Origin of the sequence: Paraliobacillus quinghaiensis (assembly GCF_003426025.1) — a bacterium.
Lineage (GTDB): Bacteria > Bacillota > Bacilli > Bacillales > Amphibacillaceae > Paraliobacillus_A > Paraliobacillus_A quinghaiensis.
This window is the reverse complement of the sequence record NZ_QJSH01000002.1, coordinates 210,299-233,531: the sequence shown is the minus strand read 5'-3', so window position 1 is coordinate 233,531 and position 23,233 is coordinate 210,299. Positions and strand designations below refer to the sequence as shown.

The window sequence follows — 23,233 nt, the reverse complement described above, 5'->3', positions numbered from 1 at the left end:
ATCATTTTTTTATAAAGTTTCTTGGCCTGGTTTCCAGTTAGCAGGGCAAAGACCACCAGTTTGAAGCGCTTGAAGAACACGTAATGTTTCATCAACATCACGTCCAATATTATTGTGGGTTACCACTTGGTATTGTAATTCACCTTCAGGGCTAATGATAAACAACCCACGAAGAGCAACTCCTTCTTCTTCCACTAACACACCATATTGTTCAGATACTTTATGATTCGTATCTGCAGCTAATGGGTAAGCAAGGTCCCCTAGTCCATTATCATCACGAGATGTTTTAATCCATGCTAAGTGTGTATGAATCGTATCTGTTGATACACCAATTACCTCAGTGTCTAAATCCTCAAATTCATCATAACGATCTGACAACGCTGTAATTTCTGTTGGACATACATGCGTAAAATCCATTGGATAAAAGAACAACACCGTCCATTTATCTTCTTTCATCAATTCTTCTAAAGATACTTTGCCAAATTCCTTGTTAGCAAGCACTGCTTCCATTTCAAAACGAGGTGCTTGTTTTGCTACCATACGTTCAGCCATTTCAAAATCCTCCTCTATTTGTATATCTATGTAAATTAATTTCTTTACTTAACTCACATGTTTAGAATTAACAACTAAATAAAAATTAAGTTTACTACATATAGTCTATACAACTTAGCAGAAAAATATAAAATTTCATGCTTAAACTTTTGGATTAAGGGGTATTATTTGATTATTACGTCATAATTCTTTAAGCTATAATGTGACAATTAGAAAGGGGTATACATATATGAGTTTATTCGGATTTGATCTTAGTAACTTTACAGAAACATATCCATTTTTGGCTGGCGCAATAAAAATTATTTTTCTAGTGATTATATTTGTAATTGTTGCACCGCTTGGGAAGAAAATCATCTCTAACACATTAGCAAAGGCAGGGAACAGAGAAAATATCTCCCCCGCTAGAACAAAAACTTTAGAAAAGCTGATCCAAAATATTTACACTTATGTCTTATTGTTTATATTTATCACAATGGTATTCGGTGTTTTTGAAATTGACCTAGCTCCATTAATTGCTGGTGCCGGTATTATTGGTCTTGCAATTGGTTTTGGTGCTCAAGGGCTTGTTAGTGATGTTGTGACTGGATTCTTTATTTTATTAGAAAAGCAGATAGAGGTAGATGAATATGTAACTACTGCAGGTTACAGTGGCATTGTTGAAGAGGTTGGCTTGCGAACTACTAAAATCAGAAGTTTTGATGGAACTTTAAACTTCATTCCAAATCGACAATTAGAAGGAATCAGCAATCATTCACGTGGTACAATGCGCGCATTAGTTGATATTGGTATTAGCTATGACGATAATATCGACCAAGCAATGGCTGTACTACAAAAGATTTGTGATGAATTTCAACAAGATCAGCGTTTTGTGGAAGGTCCAGATGTATTAGGAGTACAAAGTTTTGGTTCATCTGAAGTTGTGCTACGTGTCTTAGGGCGCACCGAAAATATGGAACAATGGGCAGCCGAACGTGATATCCGCAAACGAATTAAAGAAGAATTTGATGCGTCTGGTATTGAAATTCCATTCCCACATCAAGTAAATATTACGAAAGAAAATAATTAAATCGTAACGAAAAGAAGCACCCTTTATGATAAAGGGTGCTTCTTTCATTACTAGATTGAATCAACTTGTTGACAAACTTCATCTGCTGACATGCCATCCGCATTGATTACCTTACCAGCGAAATTGGTTGTTTGCATTCCCATTACATCCTTATCTTGACCTGATATTACACAACAATCACAATTTGTTACGTCTTGTTCTTGCTTTAAATCAACAACATCATAGCCTTTTTCCTGCAAAGCACCTTTAACATCAGATAATGTACCTTCTACTCCAACACGTCTCATTATAACTTCCTCCACTTCTTACTTAATTTCAAAAGTTAGTTTATGCACCGTGTTAAAATCTATACAAAAATTTGAGTCACAATTGACGCAAAGCGGCTTCTACTACTTCTACTCCCACTAATATAGCCTTTTCATCTGGATTAAGCTTACTATGGTGTAAGCCAAATGGTGAATTAACACCTAACCAAAACATAAACCCTGGAATGTCGCGTAAGAAATAACCGAAGTCTTCTCCAGTCATTGCAGGTGCCGCATCATGCCAATTTGCATTTGTATTACGTATTACATGTCTAAAGCGATCAACATAGTCTTTGGTATTATAGACTTGATAATAATTTGAGCCATAATCAATAGTAATTTCACAATGATGGCTACGCTCAAATCCCTTCGCCATAAGTTCAATTGTCTCTTTGATTTCATTAATAACAGCTGCATTCGCTGTTCGAATTGTGCCTTCTAATCTCGCGTTTTCTGCAATTACATTTTGCACAGTGCCACCAGTTATCTTACCAATTGTTACAACAGCACTTTCCAAAGGATCCAATTTCCTAGCTACTACTTGTTGTAATTGTGTAACAAAATTACTAGCAGCAACTACCATATCGTGTGTTAGATGTGGATAAGCAGCATGCCCACCTTTCCCTTTAAAATCAATAAATAATTCACTAGTATTAGCAAATAAAAGTCCTGCTCTAGTAGAAACAGTTCCAACTGATAGTTCAGGAGCAATATGTAGTGCCATAATCCCATCTGGTTTGAATGATTTAAAACTTTCCGATTCAACCATTGGTAGTGCACCACCTGGTCCTTCTTCTGCAGGCTGAAAAACAAAGACAATATCATTTTCAGCAGGTTTTTCTGCTAATTGTGCTAATACACCAAGTGCTATTGTCATATGTAGATCATGGCCACATGCATGCATCTTACCTGTATGTTGTGATACAAAAGGTAATTCTGTTTCCTCAAATACAGGCAAGCCATCAATATCTGTACGATAGCCAAGTGTTTTAGTTGAATTAGTTCCTTTCACTTTTACCAAGATACCAGTTTTCCACTCCTCTATAGTCAAAGCTTCTTGCGGCATTAAAGCAATTTGCTCTAGTAGATAGGACTGTGTTTTCACTTCTTGAAACCCTAATTCAGGTATCTGATGTAGATCCCTTCTAATCTTAACTAACTGTTCCTCATTCATATCATTCACTCCTAGTTAACCCAATTAATACCTAAAACGGTTTTCTATAAACCTGCGTTGTTTTTATGACTAAATTAACATAGAATGTCACTGTTTGAAAAATTAGCCTTATCTAAAAAAAGCAGGAGATAAATACCCCCTACTTTTTTAGTATAAAATCTTACTCCTCATCTAATTTGCGAAGAGCTTGCATAATTTCTGTCTTAGATTTTGTTTGATCATCAATTTTTTTAATCATTTTCGCTGGTGTACCAGCTACAACTGTATGTGGCTCAACATCTTTTGTAACAATTGCTCCAGCAGCGATAACCGCTCCTTCACCAACACGTACGCCTTCAAGTACAACAGCATTTGCCCCTATTACAACGCCATCCTCAATTACAACAGGACTTGCAGAAGGTGGCTCAATTACGCCTGCTAACACTGCTCCTGCTCCAACATGGCAATTTTTACCTACAGTAGCTCGTCCGCCCAGCGTCGCGTTCATATCAATCATAGTGCCTTCTCCAATAACCGAACCGATATTGATCATAGCTCCCATCATAATGACAGCACCTTCACCAATTTCTACTTGATCACGGATAATAACACCAGGCTCAATTCGTGCATTTATTCCTTTTAAATCTAATAGTGGAATTGCTGAATTTCTTCGATCATTCTCAATTACGTAATCTTCAATTTGACCTTTATATGTATCCAAAGCTTCTTTGATTACTTTCCATTCTCCAAATAGTACACCTGTTTCAGCTTGAACAAAAGCTTGAACTTCGTTACTAAATTGAATTTCATTTAAATTGTTACCTTTTACGTATACTTTTACAGGTGTTGACTTTTTACTATTTGAAATAAATGAAATAATCTCATTTGCATCCATCATATTCATCTTTACTACCTCCAACATTTCATATAATTTTCTTTACATTATCAGATAGACTATGTAGTTGACAAGTACGCTGCTTTATTTGCCATTCTACTAATCAACTACAACCTATTCGTCTTTTTTTAATTTAGGCTTTAAACAGATCTTTATTGACGTGAATGTATTTATTCAACTGCTTTAATATGGCTCTTCTCGTTAAAATACCGTCGAAATAACCTTCTTGGTCAACAACGCAGACAAATGGATAATCAATAACTGTTTTTAAGCAAGTTAAAAAGTCATCTTGTTTTTGTACACATGGGATTGTTTGATTCACAACCTCATCGACTCTAACTTCAGACAGTTTCTCCATTTCAAAACGTTCTAATCCAAGAATACGATTTAAAATAATGTTCTTTCCAATTGTGCCTTTGAATTTATAAGATGTGTCTAATACTGGTACAGCAGAATACCCAGACTTAACAAGTATTAATAAAGCATGTTCTAATGGGTTATTCATTTGTACGTGGGCTACTTTTTCTGATGGGATCATCAAAGATTCAGCGGTGATATTTAATAACGGTAGTAGTTTAACATCATTCATTTTATCCACTCCCTTTAACAAGCAGTTGAAGGAGTAAGTTCACGTGAAATCACATCACATTAGTATTTTACCACAAATACAAACAAGACACCAATTAAACATTATCATTTTTCACGTGGCATACTGTTCAATTTCATAAAAAAAGTTCCGCTGATATGATCTCTTATTTTATTATTTCTTCTTTTATTAACTCCAAAGTTTTGCCAAGTAATTATAGTATTTTTGTATGGAAAATGTTAAAATAGTTCCAGTTAAATCTATCTTAATTTTAATGATATTATATTTAATCCTAACATCATACACGTTCCGATGCATAGAAAGGAGGATAAATAGTGAATCATAAAACTACAAACATCGAAGAAATTGCAAAAGCTATATTTATTATTAATCGACATGCTAAAACAGCACTTAATCCACGAGAGCTGTACACGATTAAAAAAGATGCAATTACTAAATTACTAAAAAATAATGACGCACAAAAAATCGGCCTCCATTTCTCAGACCGCCCCAAATTAAGTCGTCAGCACTCTACACTACTAGTAAAGGTAGGAAACTATTATTTCCATATTCCTCCGAATAAACAGGATTTCAAAGAAGTTGAACATCTGGGTAATGTTGATAAAAACTACAGAAACCCAAAGACACAAATGTCACTATCACAAGCGAAAAGAATAGTTTGTGCTTATTTAGGCATCCCTGTACCAAATGAAAATAAAAGATGTTCTACCTACTATACCCCTTCATCACTTGGGAATTGGAATCAATCCTATTTTAAGAATAAACGCAAACGATGAATAGCTAAACAGCATAAGTTAATTGGAGTTTGACTTATGCTGTTTTAAGTATGCGACTATACTGTTTGCTAACAAGACAATCGCCAGAATAATACCTAAACTCACTATATCAAGTAATATAAATGTCATTTCCGAAAAACCTTTCATACCACTCCCATTAACAGTTCGATACAAGTACCCTAATGCTACTATGTTGGAAAATATCAGGATAGTAATTAGGAACGTTAACAAATGCTTCCATTCCAAACCTACTAAGAAAACGATCAAAGGATGAACTACAATAAACAATACCCCGATACAGAATAATCCTATTAAGTAATTGATCTGTTGATCTTCCAACCCAAGCGAATACAACTGTACCTTCTTAAACCATGTAAATCCTACTATACTTCTATCATTTATAAATAACTCTACTATTTGCAACAGTGTACACCCTTTCCCTATCACTATTACAAAATAGTATGTCCATTCTTATGATCTTTCAAACAGCCTCTACTGCTCGAGTTACTTATTCAAAAAGTGTTGTAGTTGCTCCATTTTACTCTCAGCTTCATGATATCCTTGAATATAGAGATCATGTAATCTTTGTTTATTCGTTTCAATCCGACTAACTTTAAGAGGTTTCTCTGGACGAATGACAAAGGCTTCTTTATTCTTTTCCATCTTATTAATTTTTTCTAATGTTTCATTATACTTTCCGTGCCGTTCTTCCAAAGCTTTTACTAAACCTGGATACTGCTTGTATTTTTTTCTTAAAATTCGTATAAACTTCAGCTTATTCTTTAAATATCCTTTATTCCTAGTTAAGATAATGACATGCTTCTTATTTCCAGCTTCAATCGACTGATCAATAGGAATAGGAGTACTTATCCCGCCATCCATCAACTCTCTTCCATTATAGGAAATACTTGATGCTACGAAGGGTATCGAACTTGATGCACGCACAACCTTTAATAGTTCTTCTTTACTATTAAAAGTATCATAGAATACCGATTCTCCACACACAATATCAGTTGTTCCAATAACAAGCTTACTATTGTTATTTTGAAAGGTTTCAAAATCAAATGGAACTAATTTATTAGGTATCGTGTCAAAAATAAAGTCCATCCCGAACAATTGACCTTTCTTTATTAATCGTTTATATGAAATATATTCCGGATGACTCCCATACTCAACGAAAACTTTATAATTTCGATTTCTTTGCTTAGATAGATATGATGTCGCGACACAAGCACCGGCAGAAGTACCAACAACATATGGGATATCGATACCCTTATCATAAAAGAAGTCAAGAACTCCTGCTGAATATGTCCCTCTCATGCCACCACCTTCTAAAATTAATCCTACCTGATCCATACCCTACATCTCCTTCAACAAATTAATATTTTTATATTCTAATACGTCACACCTTATTATACAATATTAGCTAGCCAGCAATGAATGAATTAAAAAATCCCTCTGCATAAAAGTGGCAGAGAGAATTTTTTGTCTAGAATCTATTCGATATGGTATGATCAATTTACGTAATTTTGTTTTTGTTCAGTCAATGTTGTTTGTCTTTCATCTAAGTTTTCTTCCAATTTTTCCATGGCTAACTTATCATTTAATAGTTCTTGTTTATTTTGATTAACTAATTCTTCAAATGTAACTTTACGGACACGCAAGAAAAACACTCCTTATCAATTTAATGTATAATCTTACTGTGATTAACCGCTTTCATTATAACATATATTTCAATTTCAAATAAGTCTAAATTATAAGATTTTTTATAGGAGGCATTCTTATGGAGCATTTATTAAGCCCTAACGTACTGGATATAGAAATTTCTGGAATAAGGAAGTTTTTTAATATGGTTGGAGGTAGAGAAAATATTCTCTCTTTAACGATCGGACAACCTGATTTTAATACACCTGACCATATTAAAACAGCAGCAATTGAAGCTATTGAACATAATCAAACGGTGTATACTCATAATGCAGGGGTATTACCTTTACGAGAAGCTATTGGCGATTATGTTAATGAATATTATCATTTGGACTATGAGCCAGATGAAATCATCGTAACAGTCGGTGCATCACAAGCAATTGATATCACATTAAGAACGATTATTCAACCAGGTGACGAAGTTTTATTACCAGGACCGGTTTATCCAGGCTATGAACCATTGATAAAATTGGCTGGTGGTAAGCCAATTTACATTGATACAAGGGACAGCAACTTCAAATTAACTGCCCAACAATTGGAAGCGCATATTACAGACAAAACAAAATGTGTTATCCTCCCCTATCCATCTAATCCTACTGGGGTAACACTTAACAAACAAGAATTAACAGCGATCGCAAATGTAATAGAAAAGAAAGATATTTTTATCATTGCAGATGAGATCTATAGCACTCTTACATATGAAGAGGAACATTTCTCTATTGCACAGCTTGATCAAGTGAAAATGAAGACGATCGTCATTAATGGCTTATCAAAGTCCCATGCAATGACTGGTTGGCGTATTGGCTATTTACTTGCACCAATTTGGTTGGCAAAACACATATTAAAAGTACATCAATATAATGTGTCATGTGCTACCTCAATTAGTCAGTATGCTGCATTAGAGGCATTCACAAATGGTAAAAACGATCCTAAAGAAATGAGACAAGCATATGTGACAAGAAGAGATTACGTCAATGAACGACTTAAAAAAATGGGAGTAGAAGTAATAAAACCAGATGGAGCATTTTATTTCTTTTTTAAAATAGATACGAGCCTTTCATCATTTGATTTTGCAGTAAAGATGGTAAATGACGTTGGCTTAGCACTTGTACCAGGAGATGCATTTAGTAGTTATGGACAAGGATACCTACGCTTGTCTTATGCATATAGTATGGAAACATTAGAAGAAGGATTAAACAGGTTAGAAAAATTTATCCTAAAATCAAATTAAAAGATAAAAGTTAAGAGAGAGGGTTAATCCTCTCTCTTAACTTTTAATGCTTTGATAGTATTTATCTCTATTTTTTTCATAATCATTTAATAACCTATCCAATTGTTGACTTAACTCTATAGATTCTTGACTAGTAAATCCTTTTTCTACGGTAACCTCGATCATTTTTTTTCGTAAGGTTTCTATTTGGATAAGCAAACACTGCGACTCGTACTTTTTCAATCGAGCTACCTCCCAGATTTATTTTACTATATTACAAAGTGGTTCCAGAAAAAAACTCAACATAACTAGATGCCTTACATAGAATTAAATAATTACTGCGTGTTCAAAACACAAGAATTTGTGGGCAATGTAGCTCTAAAGCACTAAAATGTATACCTTGTTACAAGAAATAACATGTGCAAGTAACCGAAGAAATTCAATGTGTCATTTTTACTGAAATTTTTGAACAAACTTAATTCCCTAAACTTTTGTTAAACCATTTAATTGCCTACTATGATACACTAGAATAGAGAACTATATATGTTATTCTACCCTTTATGCCACATTATTTAAACATTAATATTTACTAGCAGGATTTATTTACAACAAAAGGGGTGTAGCAGATGACACAGAAACAAAAAAAGATCTGGATTGAATTGGGAAAAGTACTCTTTGCAACCCTTATTCTGGTCTTTTTATTGCGTGTTTTTGTTTTTTCAACCTCCATTATTGAAGGGAAGAGTATGTACCCTACTCTAAATAGTGGTGAGCGTATCGTTTATAATAAAATTGCTTACATGAATGCCGAGCCCAACCGTGGTGATATTGTCATTATTAAACGACCTATAAGAAACTATGTTAAACGTATTATTGGTCTACCAAATGAAACAATTGAAATAAGAGATCAACAGCTATTAATTAATAACACTATTTACCATCAATCTTTCATTACTACATCTCAAACTTTCAATACCCCCGATTTTGGCCCTGTTACAATTCCAGAGGATAGTTATTTTGTAATGGGAGATAATCGGCAACTTAGTATAGATAGTAGAAATGGTTTAGGTGTCATAGCAAGAGATGAAATCATTGGCCGCTCAGAATTTGTTATTTTCCCTTTTTCTGAATGGCAATCACTAGAATAATATATTTATTACATCAAGAGGTAGGTGTTAAAATTGTCTTATTGTCCATATTGTGGTAGCACTACAAAAGAAGATGAATCCTTTTGTGTTCACTGTGGTAAAAAACTTCCAGAAGATATCGATTTAAGATTAATGCCCAAGAAAAACATGTCTCGTTTCATATATATATCACTAGCTATCTTTATAGCTCTATCTGGAATTTGTGTAGGTTATTATTATTATTTACAAGAACAGACAGAACAAGCGTTAGAATCCTATAAGGAAGCTGAAGCGTATCTATTAAATGGGGACTATCAACAAACACTAACATCATTGAATAACGCGCTTGAGCATAAGGAAAACTTTCCTGCCGCAATAGAACTTCGAGATTATACAAAGTTAGCAATTATAATTGAAGAAGATCTTAATGTAGAAAATACAGATTATCAAGAATCTTTAATGCTAATTAACGAAGGAAAAAAAGAATTAAGCAATTATTCTGGTAAGGCTGTCGAACAATTACAAGAAAAATTAAACAATGCTCAAGTAAACATTCAACTTGAAAAGGTAAAAGCTAAATTAGCAAATGAACCTAGTATCACTACCTTGCAAACTATTTTATGGGAAGCAGAAGGTATTCAAGATCCTGAAGCGGAAGAAATTGCTCAATCAATCAGAGAGCAACTTATTGCCTATACATCAACAAAAGCGAATCAGCATATTCAGGAAAAACAATATTCCCTTGCACGATCTGTTGTAGAAAATGGTTTGCGTTATGCTCCAAATTCAGAGAAACTATTAAGCTTGAAAACAACAATCGAAAAAGAAAAAACAGCTTTTGAGACAGCGGAAGAACAAAGAATTGAACAGGCAATGTCTGCTGTAGCAGAGGAACAAGAGCGAAATGAAAATGATGCTGTTGAACTAATTAATATAACACTAAGTAAAGATGATCAAAATAACATCGTTGTATCTGGTGAGTTAAAAAGTGTAGCAACCGTTCCTATTAATACGATTAGTGTCATCTATCATATTTTAGATGAAGATGGTGAGCGTATAGTATCAAACGAGACTTATGTCTACCCTGAAACATTATATCCTGATGAACAAGGACAGTTTGATTTCACACACTTTGACTTAGATAACAAACAAGTACATCAAGTTGAAATAGATACCATTACTTGGTTTCTTGATTAAGCTAAACAAGGAGAAATAAGATGAACAAAAAAATTTACTTACCTATTTTATTAAGCCTTATTTTCATATCAGGGGCAATAAGCATGCTTTTTCTTATCCAAAACCATTGGTCATCTACTCCACTCAAAATTGAAAATGCAGTTGCATACACAAAAAAAGAAACAAACACATCACAAGATTTACAAACTATTATTCATGAAACTCAAAAAAATGTGGTGAAAATAACCGTTGAAACTGACCAAAGCGAAAAAACTGGCTCTGGTTTCTTATATAACACAAACGGCGATATTATAACTAACGCACATGTTATCAAAGATGCAGAAGCCATTACAGTTACCATGTCCAACGCTGAAACATATCAAGCTGCTATAGTTGGGATAGGTGATAAAAAAGATATCGCTGTTATCCGAGTACCACAGTTAATCAATCAAGCACCTATTGATATTGCCACAACTAATCGATTACGTGTTGGAGATGAAATAATCGCGTTAGGTAGTCCCTTAGGTTTTCAAAATTCCGTTTCACTCGGAATTATCTCTGGGACTAATCGTTCATTCCAAATCGATGATTTTTCTTATGACAATGTCTTTCAAATCTCTGCAAATATCACACACGGTAATAGTGGTGGCCCACTTATTGATCGAACAACAGGAGAAGTTGTTGGTGTCAATGCTGCTGGTATTGATGATAGTGGAATTGCGTTTAGTATACCGATTGAACATATCCTAGATGATGTTAGAGAATGGTCACAGTCGACAAGTGATAGTGAGTTGATATATCCAAATGGTTCCTTTGATACAAGAATTGAACCAGAACAATTTCAAGATGATGCAGCATATCTTATTAATTACTTTTTTGAAAGTATTCTAATTCGTGATTATATAAATGCTTATGCCCTTCTTGGAAGTAGTTTACAAACAGATACAACGTATACTGACTTTCGTGAAAACTACATCCATCATGTTTCATTAGAAATGAATGACATGAAAACAAACTATCTGAAAGGCAAAGAACAGGTGGTTGTTGACCTTACAGTTACTTCTGTTGATGTCAATTCAGAAAACAAAGAAAAAAAATTGTTATACACATTTACAGTTGGCTATGAAAATGATCAACTAAAAATTATTCACCTAGAAAAACAAGAGGTAACGGATTAAAATTTAGGAGCGATTTAAATTGAGTAAATATTGTGTAACATGGATCATTACATTAATCGTTTTACTTATAGGATGTTCTGAACAAACACCAGCAATTAAAAAAATTGAAACAAATGAAATTCAAAATGAAAGTGTTGCAATTGTAGAGCAACCATCTGAAGATAAGAAAACAGATGCTGTTGAAAAAATTATTGAATTTAATTTACCAACTGAACAAGTATTAATTAATTTAAATCAGGTCCCAATTTTAAAAAATTACCTTTCCCAAATCAAAAGTCAAACAAATGCTATTAATAACATGGAATTAACCAGGGTAGATACAACATCAAGAGATTCACTATATTTACTGGCTTTTGCTTGTCAAGAACTAAGCTGTTCTTATCTTTTATTAGATACAGATCAAGGGAATTCCTTTTTATTGGCTGATATGTCAAATTTTTCTAGTGTAAAAACATCACCCGATCAAACAAAGTTATTATTTCAATTTATGCGTAATACAAGCGATCAAACATGGCAAAAACATAAGTTGGCTGTATTTGATATTGAAAAATGGGAATCAATATCATTAAAAAGTGAATCTAACATTTCTCTAGGTGTCTTCTCATGGCCAATCCAAGAAATAGAATGGAAAGATGATTCGACAGTGCTTGCTACGATACCTGCTGTCGAGGAACCTACATCCCAAATAATCACTGACTGGTTAAAATCAGATCAGGTAACACGTGAAATAGCTCTAACACTTGCTGATAACTAAAAGGAGTATGATCTAACCAAATGAATGAGACAATCCAAACATTATTAAATCACCGCTCTATTCGAAAATTTCAGGATAAAGCATTATCAGAACAACAAATAACAACAATTGTAGATGCTGCACGTTTCGCATCAACTTCCAGTTATTTAATGGCTTATTCCATTATTGGCGTTACAGATCCTAATAAAAAAGCGGAATTAGCTGCGATATCTAATCAAGCCTATATAAAAGACAATGGTCATTTTCTATTATTTTGTGCTGACTTTCATCGCCATACATTACATGCGACACAAGAGGAATACCAGGATATGCTTACAAATCTAGAAAATACAGAACATTTTTTAGTTGCAACTATTGATGCTACATTAGCTGCTCAAAATGCAGCAATCGCAGCTGAATCAATGGGACTGGGTATCTGTTACATTGGAAGTATTCGAAATGATATTGATAAAGTGAATGACTTATTTCAATTACCAAGCCATGTTATTCCCTTGTTTGGAATGGCAATTGGTTACCCTGCCGATTCGCCTGATCAAAAACCTAGATTACCTAAAACATCTATTTACTTTGAGAATGAATATATCTCTGATGATGAGCACAAAACACAATTACAAAAATTTGATGCATCCATTTCGGATTATTATCAGACACGAAAAGAGAATCAACGTATCGACAAATGGACAAGCCAAGTGAAGCAGTCAATAGCAAATCCCAAACGCGCACGTATCTCAACATACGTTAAAGAAAAATTATTTAATAAAAGATGACAAAAACCCCATTCAATAACATGAATGGGGTTAGTTTTTATGCTTTTTTAATTAGGCTCTTACTCGCCCCATCATAAAGCCCTGCCCACGGAAAGCGAGTCCATTTCACTTGGGAGCGGGTCAGAGAAACAAAGAGTTAATGCGCATTCTATTTTAACTGTGTCGTAAACAACGATCCTTTAGAAAAAAGCGTTTAATTAAAAACAATTTCTTTCTCTATTTCAATATCTACTGGTTCGCCTTCTATAAAGAATTGGCAATGGATATATACATCGTGGTGCCCTGCCTCTAATGAATCATAGCTAGCAGGTGTGTTATCGGGTCGGTAGAAATCTCCAGGATGCAGTGTTTTACTCGTTGTACTACCAGTAAAATCACTTTGTCTTGCATCAATCGAAATAGATGTTAGTGGTGTTCGGTGTTCAATTGTAACTTGTTCATCTCCTGTATATTCCAATGAATGTAACACACGAAAACCTTGCTCACTATTTTCAATTCTCATATGTAAAATAAAAGCCTCTTTATTTTCTTTAATCGATAATGTCTCTGCTAATGTGGTTGTTGTTAATCCACCAGCCCAATAAAAAATAGCCACACTAAGACCCGCTACAACTAATGACATAACAAGAAAACGTTTTATCACCAATTTTCCTCCTCATGAAAACTCTCTTCTTTATATGACGTAAGTAAGTGACAAAAAGTTTCAAAAAACGTGAAATATAAATCTTTTTTACCGTATATTTAAAATGATTTTATTTAAACTATAGGTTGATAGTTAAAAATGAAACATAAAAGAAATGTAGGTGATAACATGTCAAAGCATCACGCACGTCAAATAATGGGTGTTTTATTAATTATTCTTATTCTAACCGGTTGTCAACAGGAAGCGAAACCACCTTTAGTTTCGAATCCATTAGATGATAATTTACAACAAGTGAAACAACCAATAAGAGACAATCATTTAATAAGCAATGAAATTAACGGACAAGTAATAGAGGATTTTGACTCTGTAGCAGACGTTATAAGTATGAAGCATAAACAAGAAGTAATTGTTGCGATAAAAGCAACAACCTTTCAGCAAATCAATGAACAAAAAATTGAGAAAAAAGTGAAGAAAAGATTAGAGAATTATAATCCTGATTTAAAGTTCTTCGTCTCATCTGATCAAAAGATCTTTATTGAAATAAACCAGCTTCAAGAAGAAGCAAAAAACGATATTACCAACCAAAAGTTAGAAAAGCGATTTAAAAAAATCAAAAAATTATTAACGGATAATGCTTAACAATAAAGAAATAATAAGAAGATAGATTACTTACTGGCTGAACTTACTGGCTGATTCATGCTTGTGATTGAAATGGAGGTACAAAACAATGGTTTTTTTGTGGGCATTCTTAGTTGGAGGAAGTATTTGTGTAATTGGGCAAATCATGTTTGATGTGTTTAAACTCACCCCTGGACATACATTAAGTATTTTAGTTGTTACAGGAGCAGTTTTAGATGGCTTTGGTTTATATGAACCTTTAATTGACTTTGCAGGTGCAGGAGCTACTATCCCCATTACAAGCTTTGGTAACTCATTGGTACATGGGGCTATGGAAGAAGCCGAAAAACACGGTTTAATCGGTGTAGTTACCGGTATGTTTGAAGTTACAAGTTCAGGTATCTCCGCTGCAATTGTCTTTGCAATGGTTGGTGCACTTCTCTTCAAACCCAAAGGATAAAAAGCACAAGCTAATACTTGTGCTTTTCGTTAATAATGAAAAAATCAGCTGTACTACAAAGTCCAACCTTCCCAAATTTCTTCGCTTTTTCCAAATTATTAGAATTCTGGATTTATAATTACTTTATCACCTACTGAATATGTTGTAACTCCCTTTCCAATTGCTTCAATTATACCAGCAACATCTAAGACTGAATTTTTTACTATATGATTCGAATTTTTGCTAAATTAACTGTGAAATGACATACTACATATATACAAGTGAAAAGGAGTTCCTCTATGTCACAAGCAATTACGCAACATCCTTATGTGATGATCGAACGAAAAATTATTAATAATCAACAAGTCATACATGAAACTGTACACGATCTTTACTTGTATTCAACTTATATTATAAGTACTGAAAATCACATTTCAATAAATAGTGTACATGATATCTCATATAGAGCTTTATCAAGTGACTTCTATTTTCTTTACCTCCACACAAATAAGGGTGTACTAACATTTCAAACAAAAATAAACCCAGAATCTTTCATTGTAGCGTTTCGCAAGCTTTGAACGAAGTAAGTCCTATTTTTCGGTAAGTTGCAAAAATTCCTCTACATCTTGTTTACAAAGCTTTATTCCTTCTTCCCAAAATGCTGTTTCTTGCAAGTTAACTTGTAAATGTTTTTTGGCTAATTCTTCTACATTCATCCTACCTGTATCTTTTAATAATGCATTATAAAACGACTCAAATGATGCAGGATTATCTAGCGCTCGTGCGTAAATGCCAAGACTGAACAAATAGCCGAATGTATAAGGGAAATTATAAAACGGTACATCGGTTATATGAAAATGCAATTTCGACGCCCAAAATGTAGGATTATATTCCGCTAATTGTTTGCCGTAGGCTTCTTGTTGCGCTTCTTTCATCAATTCATTTAAACGTTCAGTGGGTACAGTACCTTGTTTTCTTTCTTGATAGAATTTTGTTTCAAATAAGAAACGCGCATGAATATTCATAAAGAAGGCGACACTACGTTGTATTTTATCTTCCAGTAATGTAATTTTCTCTTCTTTTGTTTTGGCATTTTTTACAGCTGCATCAGCTACAATCATCTCAGCAAGCGTAGAAGCTGTCTCTGCAACATTCATTGCATAATTCTGATTAAGCGTATCTAAATCATCCATTACGTGCTGATGATACGCGTGACCTAATTCATGAGCAAGCGTAGCCACACTTGAAGCGCTTCCTCCATAGGTCATAAAAATACGAGTTTGTTTACTATCAGGAAAACTTGTACAAAATCCACCAGGTCTTTTTCCTGCACGGTCCTCTGCTTCAATCCATTCTTGATCAAAAGCACGTTGGGCAAAGTTTGCCATTTTAGGACTAAACGATGCAAATTGTTCTACAATGGTTCTTGCTGCATCATCAAAAGAAACTTTCTTTGTATCTGTTGTAATTGGGGCTTCTAGGTCATACCAGCTTAATTTATCCACACCTAAAAGTTCTGCTTTTCGTTTAAGGTATGTATAGAATACAGATTTGTTCTCACTAATAGCTTGCCACATTGCATTAATCGTTTCCTTCTTCATTCGGTTATACATTAAAGGCTCTTTTAAGACATCATCCCAGCCTCGATGTGCGTATGTTTGCAACCTAAATCCTGCTAAATGGTTTAAGGTCTCCGTAAAAAGATCTGTTTGTTCTGTCCAGGCTGCTGCTAACTTTTCAAACGCAATTTTACGGATGGATCGGTCGCTATCACTTAGTTTATTTTCCAACTGTCCAACTGACAATTGCTTCGTCTCATTAGCTTCTTCCCAATAAATCATGATCTTTGCAACAATTGCATCATACATTTCTTCCCATGCTTGATACCCATCCACAGCTAAATCAGCTAGCAAAGCCTCTTGTGCAGCAGGAAGTTTTTCTTTTGTTAGTTTGCGACGCTCTTTTAGCACAAAAGCAATTGGCTTAACGGACGGTTGCTCACATAATAGTGTCCAAGTATTTGCTGGAATTTCAGTTAAGTTATTATCGAATGTTGTTAATGTTTTATCAAACATAGCTTGATACGCGTTCCTTTTCCCAACAAGCAGTTTAGCTTGTTTATCATGCACATCTTCTGCTGTCAGGCATCCGATAAAAGAAGAAATTTCTCCTAATTGAACCGTGCATTTTCGCACTAAATCAATCATTGAGTCGAACGGTTCCTTTAGTTCATCTAGTGTTGATCCCTGAAATTGATTCACTTGTTTTTCTAGTGATTCTAAATTTTGTTTTAGCTTTTCCATATAAGCTGTGAACTCGGGTGAATTACTCCCTCCAGCAAAAATACTGTCTAAATTCCAAACTTGCTTCATTACCATGTCAATTCCCCATTTCTATTTCATATATTATTTTTATTTTACTACTTTTCTCAGAAAAATGAAAAAAAGGATGCCGAAGCACCCTTTACACGACTTGGACGTATTTTTCATGTGCAGTGATATAATACGTTTCACCTTTAGAATTTTCAACTTTATACTGCTCTCCATTCCCAACAGTTACTTTTTCAACAATTTTAGGGAAACCTATCCCCTTTTTGATGGTATTAACTAAAGCATCATCTTCCCATGAAGGTTCTTCATAAAAACGAAGATTGTTCACTTTACTCTCGACTCGTTTACCAACATACCAGTCAACATGTCCATTTTCTGCCCGAGAAATAGGTTTATGATAGTCATATCCGGCATATGCACAAAAGCCTTTAACAACAGCCTCAGCATAATCTCTCCAGTTCTCCTTTAATTGAGAACGATCATCTTTAGGTGAATCAGCAAAACCATATTCAATTATAATTGTTTCTACTTTACCTGTTTCGCGATTCATAAAATAATAATCCTTATTTTTATTATATGGTAAGACTTTGCTGAAAATGCGCCTCACATTTTGACCAGTGTCTAATATACTAGTTGCTAATCGTTTAGCCATTTTTCCATCACTATAAATGGAATGAATAAATTCTGCACCATCTCCTCCTCCGGCATTGATGTGGTTGGAATGGCAATAATCTGCCCCACTCATCCGAACAATAGCTACGCGCTTTTCGGGTGGGAGTGATTTGTCATCATGTCTTGTTAGCTCTACTGGTATCCCTAGTTCTTGATACCTTTTATATTGATATAATGAGATTTGTAATGTTAAATCCTTTTCAACCCACTCATTATTTGAGCCACCACCTGGATCAACTCCGCCATGACCTGGATCAATGATTAAAACTGGCTTCAAACACTCACCTTCTTTTCTTATTTCGATAGTCCATGTTGCTTTAAAACGTCTCGTTGCTCCTTTCCCTTTTTTGTTACATAATTATTACCAAACCATGCAACCATTGATGAAATAATCGTAAATCCTGTTGAAATAAACTGCTCCATGACCTCGTCAGAGATTGGTAAAGGCGATTTACCATATAGCACGAGCACTTGATTAACTAATGCAATAAGCAAAGTAGCCGTTCGAATGATCGTACCTTTACTCACATTCTTCACCCCCAGACTTTTTATATTGCGCTACATCATTAATAGATTGTACCGCTACTATATTATTTGCACGTGGGATAGTTTTTGGAACGGCCGTTCACTTATCTGCACCTGTAAATTAATTACTCTACCTATATAATCTGCGTTTTTTCTATGTAAAGTGTTTACCAATATTTTTTTAATGGTAGAATATAATCTATAAAGAAGGCAGAGGAGTACTTATGAAAAAATTAAATTCAAAAATTTTAATACTATCTCCACCACAAATATTAGCAATTAGTTTTTTTATAATCATCTTAATAGGTACTTTACTTTTAAAACTTCCAATAGCGACAACGGGTTCTATAAATTGGATCGATGCTTTATTCACTGCAACATCGGCCACCACAGTGACAGGTCTAATTGTGATTGATACAGCTGTTAGCTTCACTAGATTTGGTCAAACAATTATTATGATTATGATTCAATTTGGTGGAATTGGTCTAATGACTTTTGCGATTTTTACGTTACTAATCATTGGTCGAAAAATCACTTTTAAACAGAGGCTCCTTTTATCCTCTAGTTTCAACCAAGACGCACCAGGAGGAGTTGTGCGGTTAGTTAAATTACTAATGAGTTTTGTTGTTATTGTAGAAGGAATCGCTTTTATAATTCTTGCACTAGATTGGATACCTAAATATGGATGGTCTGATGGACTTTTCCATAGTCTTTTCCACACTATTTCAGCATTTAATAATGCTGGATTTTCGACATGGACAGATAGTTTAATGGGACACGTAAATGATCCAGTTGTAAATATTGTAATTACTTTTCTGTTCATTGTTGGTGGAATAGGCTTCACAGTTATTGCGGATTTAAAAGCGCATAAAGATTGGCTCCCTTTGACATTGCATACCAAATTAATGTTAATTGGTACACTAATACTTAATGTGATATCCTTACTAGTTATTTTTACAATCGAATACAACAACCCTTTAAAGTTGTCTCTGCTTTTGGAACAGTTGGATTATCTATGGGGCTAACAGGTTCATTAACATTAGGTGGTAAATTACTTCTAATGGTCCTTATGTTTATAGGGCGTTTAGGCCCTCTGACATTTGCCTTTTTAATAGCTAGACCACAGAATACGCATATTCGCTATCCGAAAGGTGATATTTATACTGGATAAAGAAAAACACGTGAAGCAAGCAATACTTCACGTGTTTTTCTATTAATTTATTCTGTTCTTACCGACTAATGTAACGATATGTTTTTTTCTATTGCATATTTCAAACGTTGTTGCATCTCTCCTATGCCTTTTGTACCTAGTAATGGGTAGTGAATTTTTATATCTGTCCCAAAAGTATTTTCGATAATAGGTTGATATTTTTTACCTGTAAGCGCAATAACTTGGTCATAATTCATAAGCCCTTTTTGTTCGATTTGAACAAGTAATTCTTCCTCTGTTATTACGGAAAGTTCCTTTTTCATTCCAAATGTTAAATCATAATTGTCGGGGACAATATCGTGAGGTAATAAGTAACCGTGTTTGGCAGATAATACGACCCATTGATTACAGAACATCTCCGCATATTGTTCACACAACCGATGTAATACACTAATATATGCATCCTTCACTTCCGTAGGTCCTTTAGTAGAATCAATATCCCAGATCTTTTTTCGACCACAAGGAATTATAGCTAATTGTTTCATTTACATTCGCCTTCCCTTCATCCTCAATTAAATTATTTCATGTTATCATAACATCTACACTTTTTGTACAGTATTATTTTTAGTCCCCTATTTGATGAAAAGCGCAATTCAGCTTACTTATTTTATCCATCTTCTTTTTTTATTTATCTAAATTAACTAAATTTATTATAAATTTCAGAAAATTTTTAATAAACCTGTTGACCTTACGTCAAAATGATTGTATGATTATCGACAACCAATCAAATAGTTAGTTATAAGAAATAACATTATCTTAATTTACATTGAATTTTTTAAATATTCCGTAAATGAATTACCCAGGTACTTCTAATTTTGTCACATTTGTTTTTATTAGCAGTATAATGAATGACTAATAGTCACTTTACTTTAAAAAAATATATGAAATCGATGAAGAGAATAAAAGAATAAATAATTGCATTTACAGAGATCTGGGGTTGCTGGAAGCCCAGAAATGCAACTTATTCTGACATCGTCTCGGAGTGTTAAATTGAACGGTTAATAACCTAGTAGATTTAGCCGGGTGAATCACAGTTCACTCGTTACTAAAAGAAGTGATATTTTAAACAATTACTTCATGAGACAGTACTTATTAAAGTATTGTGAATCAGGGTGGTACCGTGAAAAGCAAAGACCTTTTCTCCCTTGTAATACTGCAACACATGCAGTTTATTTGGAGAAGTGAGGTCTTTTTTCTTTTATACAAATTCTTTATAACTTTCAGGAGGGATTAAAATGGTAAAGACGAAGATAAAGTATGAAGATCAAGAACAGGTAGTAAAGAAAACACCTAAAACAGGAGCCGATCTTCTAATCGAATCTTTAATTGATGCAGAAGTTGACACATTATTCGGATATCCTGGTGGTGCTGTCTTACCTATTTTTGATGCACTATACAAGGTTAAAGAATCGTTTAATCAAGTATTGGCGAGACACGAACAAGGATCGATTCATGCAGCAGAAGGCTATGCTCGTGTTTCTGGAAAACCTGGCGTGGTCATTGCAACTTCAGGTCCTGGTGCAACAAACTTAGTTACTGGTATTGCTGATGCGATGATGGATTCTCTTCCACTTGTAGTTTTTACAGGCCAAGTTGCACAAGGTGTAATTGGTACAGATGCATTCCAAGAAGCTGATGTTATGGGGATTACTACTCCTATTACAAAACAGAACTATCAAGTACGATCAATTAAAGATTTACCACGGGTTGTTAAAGAAGCATTTCACATTGCTTCTACTGGTCGTCCTGGTCCAGTTGTTGTTGATATACCAAAAGATTTAGCAGCTAATCCTTGCGAAGATCACTATGATACAGATTTCAATTTGCCAGGTTATCAACCGACAATCAAACCGAATCCGATCCAAATTAAAAAGATTGGTGAAGTTTTAGCAACAGCAAAAAAACCTGTCATTCTTACTGGTGCTGGAATCGTTATTAGTAAAGCATCAGAAGAAATAAAAGCATTTGTTGAAGAACATCAAATTCCAGTTGCCTCTACCCTACTCGGATTAGGAGCGTTTCCTGGAGAACATCCATTATTTCTAGGGATGGCTGGAATGCATGGAACGTATGCAGCCAACAAAGCAATCTATGAATGTGACGTCTTAATTAATATTGGTGCTCGTTTTGATGATCGATTAACAGGAAACCTAGATCATTTTGCACCATCAGCTATTGTGGCACACATTGACATAGATCCAGCTGAAATTGGTAAAAACGTCACAACACATATTCCTGTAGTAGCAGATGCTAAATTAGCATTAAACAAAATGCTAAAACAAATTAAAGCTACTGGAGACTATGGTGAATGGGTAGAGCACGTAGAACGTAACAAACAGAATTTCCCACTATGGTATAACAATCCTGAAACAGACATGATTGCACAGTGGGTAATTGATCAAGTATATAAAACAACAAAAGGTGATGCGATCGTTACTACAGACGTTGGACAGCATCAAATGTGGTCAGCACAATATTATAAATTTAATAAACCGAATAGGTGGGTTACATCTGGCGGCTTAGGAACAATGGGCTTTGGATTCCCTGCAGCTATCGGCGCGCAATTAGCAGCACCTGATGATACAGTCGTAGCGATTGTTGGTGATGGTGGTTTTCAAATGACATTACAAGAACTTTCTATCTTACAAGAACGTGGCTTACCCGTTAAAATCATTATCGTGAATAACGCCGCGCTTGGTATGGTTAGACAATGGCAAGAAAAATTTTATGAAAAACGTTATTCTGAATCAGTTTTTAGTATTCAACCTGACTTTGTAAAACTTGCTGAGGCATATAATATTAAAGGCGCAAAAATTGATAACCAAGCCGATTTAGCTAAAAAATTACCTGAACTTATCGCTTATGATGGACCAGTTCTTATTGATTGCCGGGTGCTACAACAAGAAAATGTCTATCCGATGATTGCCCCAGGTAAAGGTATTCATGAAATGATAGGAGTGAAACCATGAGACGAATTATAACAGCTACTGTTCAAAATCGAAGTGGTGTTTTAAATCGAATTACCGGATTATTGCAAAAAAGACAGTTTAATATTGAAAGTATCTCAGTTGGTCGAACTGAAGTTGAAGGTGTTTCAAAGATAACCATTGTAGTTGATGTAGATGCAAGTCAGAAACTAGAACAAGTAACCAAGCAATTAAACAAACAAATTGATGTACTAAAAGTTTCTGATATTACAGATAAAGCAATTGTTGCTCGTGAATTGGCATTAATAAAAATTGTTAGTAACAGTCAATTACGTGCTGAAATCCAAGGTATTATTGAACCATTCCGTGCAATTGTGATTGACGTTAGTAAAGATAGTTTATCGATTCAAGTAACAGGAAAGTCCGAAAAGGTGGAAGCTTTAATCGACCTATTAAGACCATACGGGATTAAAGAGTTAGCTCGTACTGGTTTAACTGCATTTCAACGTGGTCAACAACCACAAGCATTACAAGAGAACAACTCTTTTTCATTATTAAACTAATGCATAAGTAAAATGTATAAAACATTTACTATATAA

General features: G+C 34.3%; 28 protein-coding genes and 1 pseudogene. 14 read left to right on the top strand and 15 right to left on the bottom strand.

All coding sequences use genetic code 11. The features are described from left to right. Positions 1-9: 9 nt before the first annotated feature. Positions 10-552 (bottom strand): peroxiredoxin, encoded by a 543-nt coding sequence (locus D2K40_RS03170; protein ID WP_117152910.1) that lies wholly within the window; start codon positions 550-552, stop codon positions 10-12. Between the two features lie 229 nt (positions 553-781). On the opposite strand from D2K40_RS03170, the gene D2K40_RS03165 reads away from it, so the two are divergent. After that, positions 782-1,618, top strand: coding sequence for a mechanosensitive ion channel family protein (locus D2K40_RS03165; protein ID WP_117152908.1), 837 nt, complete (start codon positions 782-784; stop codon positions 1,616-1,618). Between the two features lie 50 nt (positions 1,619-1,668). Here D2K40_RS03165 and D2K40_RS03160 read toward each other — a convergent pair whose 3' ends face one another. From D2K40_RS03160 to cbpB, 4 genes are all read right to left on the bottom strand, one after another. Next, entirely contained in the window at positions 1,669-1,905 is a 237-nt protein-coding gene (locus D2K40_RS03160; RefSeq protein WP_117152906.1) for a YkuS family protein, read from the bottom strand. A 76-nt stretch (positions 1,906-1,981) separates the two neighbouring features. Next, on the bottom strand, positions 1,982-3,097 hold the full coding sequence (locus D2K40_RS03155; protein WP_117152904.1) for an N-acetyldiaminopimelate deacetylase: 1,116 nt from the start codon (positions 3,095-3,097) through the stop codon (positions 1,982-1,984). Positions 3,098-3,257: 160 nt separating this feature from the next. Next, positions 3,258-3,980 (bottom strand): 2,3,4,5-tetrahydropyridine-2,6-dicarboxylate N-acetyltransferase, encoded by a 723-nt coding sequence (gene dapD / locus D2K40_RS03150; RefSeq protein WP_117152902.1) that lies wholly within the window; start codon positions 3,978-3,980, stop codon positions 3,258-3,260. Positions 3,981-4,104: 124 nt separating this feature from the next. Beyond that, the gene (gene cbpB, locus D2K40_RS03145) at positions 4,105-4,560 is read right to left on the bottom strand and encodes a cyclic-di-AMP-binding protein CbpB (RefSeq protein ID WP_117152900.1); all 456 of its coding nucleotides are present in this window, start codon (positions 4,558-4,560) and stop codon (positions 4,105-4,107) included. 332 nt (positions 4,561-4,892) lie between these two features. Between cbpB and D2K40_RS03140 the strand changes: the two genes are divergently transcribed. Continuing rightward, positions 4,893-5,354, top strand: coding sequence for a YkyB family protein (locus D2K40_RS03140; RefSeq protein WP_117152898.1), 462 nt, complete (start codon positions 4,893-4,895; stop codon positions 5,352-5,354). An 18-nt stretch (positions 5,355-5,372) separates the two neighbouring features. On the opposite strand, the gene D2K40_RS03135 is transcribed toward D2K40_RS03140, so the two are convergent. From D2K40_RS03135 to D2K40_RS03125, 3 genes are all read right to left on the bottom strand, one after another. Next, positions 5,373-5,777 carry a hypothetical protein gene (locus D2K40_RS03135; RefSeq protein WP_117152896.1) on the bottom strand — a complete coding sequence of 135 codons (405 nt, stop codon included), beginning with the start codon at positions 5,775-5,777 and terminating at the stop codon, positions 5,373-5,375. A gap of 81 nt (positions 5,778-5,858) precedes the next feature. Beyond that, positions 5,859-6,710, bottom strand: a complete 852-nt coding sequence (locus tag D2K40_RS03130) for a patatin-like phospholipase family protein (protein WP_117152894.1) — start codon at positions 6,708-6,710, stop codon at positions 5,859-5,861. A 158-nt stretch (positions 6,711-6,868) separates the two neighbouring features. Further along, the gene (locus tag D2K40_RS03125; RefSeq protein WP_117152892.1) at positions 6,869-7,018 is read right to left on the bottom strand and encodes an FbpB family small basic protein; all 150 of its coding nucleotides are present in this window, start codon (positions 7,016-7,018) and stop codon (positions 6,869-6,871) included. A 119-nt stretch (positions 7,019-7,137) separates the two neighbouring features. On the opposite strand from D2K40_RS03125, the gene D2K40_RS03120 reads away from it, so the two are divergent. Further along, entirely contained in the window at positions 7,138-8,289 is a 1,152-nt protein-coding gene (locus tag D2K40_RS03120) for an aminotransferase A (RefSeq protein ID WP_117152890.1), read from the top strand. A gap of 36 nt (positions 8,290-8,325) precedes the next feature. Here D2K40_RS03120 and D2K40_RS03115 read toward each other — a convergent pair whose 3' ends face one another. Continuing rightward, positions 8,326-8,511, bottom strand: a complete 186-nt coding sequence (locus D2K40_RS03115; protein ID WP_229666581.1) for an aspartyl-phosphate phosphatase Spo0E family protein — start codon at positions 8,509-8,511, stop codon at positions 8,326-8,328. Between the two features lie 383 nt (positions 8,512-8,894). On the opposite strand from D2K40_RS03115, the gene lepB reads away from it, so the two are divergent. Genes lepB through nfsA form a run of 5 tightly spaced genes read left to right on the top strand, consistent with a single transcriptional unit; the run spans position 8,895 to position 13,270 of the window. Continuing rightward, entirely contained in the window at positions 8,895-9,416 is a 522-nt protein-coding gene (gene lepB, locus D2K40_RS03110; protein WP_117152888.1) for a signal peptidase I, read from the top strand. A gap of 33 nt (positions 9,417-9,449) precedes the next feature. Beyond that, the gene (locus D2K40_RS03105) at positions 9,450-10,592 is read left to right on the top strand and encodes a tetratricopeptide repeat protein (protein ID WP_117152886.1); all 1,143 of its coding nucleotides are present in this window, start codon (positions 9,450-9,452) and stop codon (positions 10,590-10,592) included. A 20-nt stretch (positions 10,593-10,612) separates the two neighbouring features. Continuing rightward, a complete protein-coding gene (locus D2K40_RS03100) occupies positions 10,613-11,749 on the top strand; it encodes a S1C family serine protease (RefSeq protein WP_117152884.1) in 1,137 nt (378 codons plus the stop codon). A 19-nt stretch (positions 11,750-11,768) separates the two neighbouring features. Next, positions 11,769-12,503 carry a hypothetical protein gene (locus D2K40_RS03095; protein ID WP_117152882.1) on the top strand — a complete coding sequence of 245 codons (735 nt, stop codon included), beginning with the start codon at positions 11,769-11,771 and terminating at the stop codon, positions 12,501-12,503. 20 nt (positions 12,504-12,523) lie between these two features. After that, positions 12,524-13,270 (top strand): oxygen-insensitive NADPH nitroreductase, encoded by a 747-nt coding sequence (nfsA, locus tag D2K40_RS03090; RefSeq protein WP_117152880.1) that lies wholly within the window; start codon positions 12,524-12,526, stop codon positions 13,268-13,270. A 193-nt stretch (positions 13,271-13,463) separates the two neighbouring features. Here the strand turns inward: nfsA and D2K40_RS03085 are convergent, their stop codons facing one another. Further along, entirely contained in the window at positions 13,464-13,913 is a 450-nt protein-coding gene (locus D2K40_RS03085) for a hypothetical protein (protein ID WP_117152878.1), read from the bottom strand. A gap of 138 nt (positions 13,914-14,051) precedes the next feature. Here D2K40_RS03085 and D2K40_RS03080 point away from each other — a divergent pair, with 138 nt between their 5' ends. Next, positions 14,052-14,552 carry a YhcN/YlaJ family sporulation lipoprotein gene (locus D2K40_RS03080; protein WP_117152876.1) on the top strand — a complete coding sequence of 167 codons (501 nt, stop codon included), beginning with the start codon at positions 14,052-14,054 and terminating at the stop codon, positions 14,550-14,552. 88 nt (positions 14,553-14,640) lie between these two features. Continuing rightward, a complete protein-coding gene (gene spoVAE, locus D2K40_RS03075) occupies positions 14,641-14,991 on the top strand; it encodes a stage V sporulation protein AE (protein WP_117152874.1) in 351 nt (116 codons plus the stop codon). Positions 14,992-15,089: 98 nt separating this feature from the next. Here spoVAE and D2K40_RS16750 read toward each other — a convergent pair whose 3' ends face one another. After that, positions 15,090-15,197, bottom strand: a complete 108-nt coding sequence (locus D2K40_RS16750) for an alcohol dehydrogenase catalytic domain-containing protein (protein ID WP_373285538.1) — start codon at positions 15,195-15,197, stop codon at positions 15,090-15,092. Positions 15,198-15,269: 72 nt separating this feature from the next. On the opposite strand from D2K40_RS16750, the gene D2K40_RS03065 reads away from it, so the two are divergent. Further along, entirely contained in the window at positions 15,270-15,548 is a 279-nt protein-coding gene (locus D2K40_RS03065; RefSeq protein ID WP_117152872.1) for a hypothetical protein, read from the top strand. A gap of 12 nt (positions 15,549-15,560) precedes the next feature. Here D2K40_RS03065 and D2K40_RS03060 read toward each other — a convergent pair whose 3' ends face one another. From D2K40_RS03060 to D2K40_RS03050, 3 genes are all read right to left on the bottom strand, one after another. Further along, entirely contained in the window at positions 15,561-17,348 is a 1,788-nt protein-coding gene (locus D2K40_RS03060; RefSeq protein ID WP_117152870.1) for a M3 family oligoendopeptidase, read from the bottom strand. 85 nt (positions 17,349-17,433) lie between these two features. Continuing rightward, a complete protein-coding gene (locus tag D2K40_RS16695) occupies positions 17,434-18,249 on the bottom strand; it encodes an N-acetylmuramoyl-L-alanine amidase family protein (RefSeq protein ID WP_117152868.1) in 816 nt (271 codons plus the stop codon). Positions 18,250-18,266: 17 nt separating this feature from the next. Beyond that, a complete protein-coding gene (locus D2K40_RS03050; RefSeq protein WP_117152866.1) occupies positions 18,267-18,509 on the bottom strand; it encodes a phage holin in 243 nt (80 codons plus the stop codon). 212 nt (positions 18,510-18,721) lie between these two features. On the opposite strand from D2K40_RS03050, the pseudogene D2K40_RS03045 reads away from it, so the two are divergent. After that, positions 18,722-19,668 (top strand): annotated as a pseudogene (locus D2K40_RS03045) (potassium transporter TrkG). Between the two features lie 65 nt (positions 19,669-19,733). Here D2K40_RS03045 and D2K40_RS03040 read toward each other — a convergent pair. Further along, complete coding sequence (locus D2K40_RS03040; protein WP_117152863.1) at positions 19,734-20,192, bottom strand: DUF6884 domain-containing protein; 459 nt, start codon at positions 20,190-20,192, stop codon at positions 19,734-19,736. A 750-nt stretch (positions 20,193-20,942) separates the two neighbouring features. On the opposite strand from D2K40_RS03040, the gene ilvB reads away from it, so the two are divergent. Further along, positions 20,943-22,676, top strand: coding sequence for a biosynthetic-type acetolactate synthase large subunit (gene ilvB / locus D2K40_RS03035; RefSeq protein WP_117152861.1), 1,734 nt, complete (start codon positions 20,943-20,945; stop codon positions 22,674-22,676). After that, on the top strand, positions 22,673-23,197 hold the full coding sequence (gene ilvN / locus D2K40_RS03030) for an acetolactate synthase small subunit (protein ID WP_117152859.1): 525 nt from the start codon (positions 22,673-22,675) through the stop codon (positions 23,195-23,197). The genes ilvB and ilvN overlap by 4 nt, the downstream gene beginning before the upstream one ends. The last annotated feature ends 36 nt before the right edge of the window (positions 23,198-23,233 follow it).

Bases quoted from the DNA above. Each gene is read 5' to 3' on its own strand.
- D2K40_RS03170 (WP_117152910.1), bottom strand. From the start codon at position 552: ATGGCTGAACGTATGGTAGCAAAACAAGCACCTCGTTTTGAAATGGAA.
- D2K40_RS03165 (WP_117152908.1), top strand. From the start codon at position 782: ATGAGTTTATTCGGATTTGATCTTAGTAACTTTACAGAAACATATCCA.
- D2K40_RS03160 (WP_117152906.1), bottom strand. From the start codon at position 1,905: ATGAGACGTGTTGGAGTAGAAGGTACATTATCTGATGTTAAAGGTGCT.
- D2K40_RS03155 (WP_117152904.1), bottom strand. From the start codon at position 3,097: ATGAATGAGGAACAGTTAGTTAAGATTAGAAGGGATCTACATCAGATA.
- dapD (WP_117152902.1), bottom strand. From the start codon at position 3,980: ATGAATATGATGGATGCAAATGAGATTATTTCATTTATTTCAAATAGT.
- cbpB (WP_117152900.1), bottom strand. From the start codon at position 4,560: ATGAATGATGTTAAACTACTACCGTTATTAAATATCACCGCTGAATCT.
- D2K40_RS03130 (WP_117152894.1), bottom strand. From the start codon at position 6,710: ATGGATCAGGTAGGATTAATTTTAGAAGGTGGTGGCATGAGAGGGACA.
- D2K40_RS03120 (WP_117152890.1), top strand. From the start codon at position 7,138: ATGGAGCATTTATTAAGCCCTAACGTACTGGATATAGAAATTTCTGGA.
- lepB (WP_117152888.1), top strand. From the start codon at position 8,895: ATGACACAGAAACAAAAAAAGATCTGGATTGAATTGGGAAAAGTACTC.
- D2K40_RS03100 (WP_117152884.1), top strand. From the start codon at position 10,613: ATGAACAAAAAAATTTACTTACCTATTTTATTAAGCCTTATTTTCATA.
- nfsA (WP_117152880.1), top strand. From the start codon at position 12,524: ATGAATGAGACAATCCAAACATTATTAAATCACCGCTCTATTCGAAAA.
- D2K40_RS03080 (WP_117152876.1), top strand. From the start codon at position 14,052: ATGAAACATAAAAGAAATGTAGGTGATAACATGTCAAAGCATCACGCA.
- spoVAE (WP_117152874.1), top strand. From the start codon at position 14,641: ATGGTTTTTTTGTGGGCATTCTTAGTTGGAGGAAGTATTTGTGTAATT.
- D2K40_RS03065 (WP_117152872.1), top strand. From the start codon at position 15,270: ATGTCACAAGCAATTACGCAACATCCTTATGTGATGATCGAACGAAAA.
- D2K40_RS03060 (WP_117152870.1), bottom strand. From the start codon at position 17,348: ATGGTAATGAAGCAAGTTTGGAATTTAGACAGTATTTTTGCTGGAGGG.
- D2K40_RS03040 (WP_117152863.1), bottom strand. From the start codon at position 20,192: ATGAAACAATTAGCTATAATTCCTTGTGGTCGAAAAAAGATCTGGGAT.
- ilvB (WP_117152861.1), top strand. From the start codon at position 20,943: ATGGTAAAGACGAAGATAAAGTATGAAGATCAAGAACAGGTAGTAAAG.
- ilvN (WP_117152859.1), top strand. From the start codon at position 22,673: ATGAGACGAATTATAACAGCTACTGTTCAAAATCGAAGTGGTGTTTTA.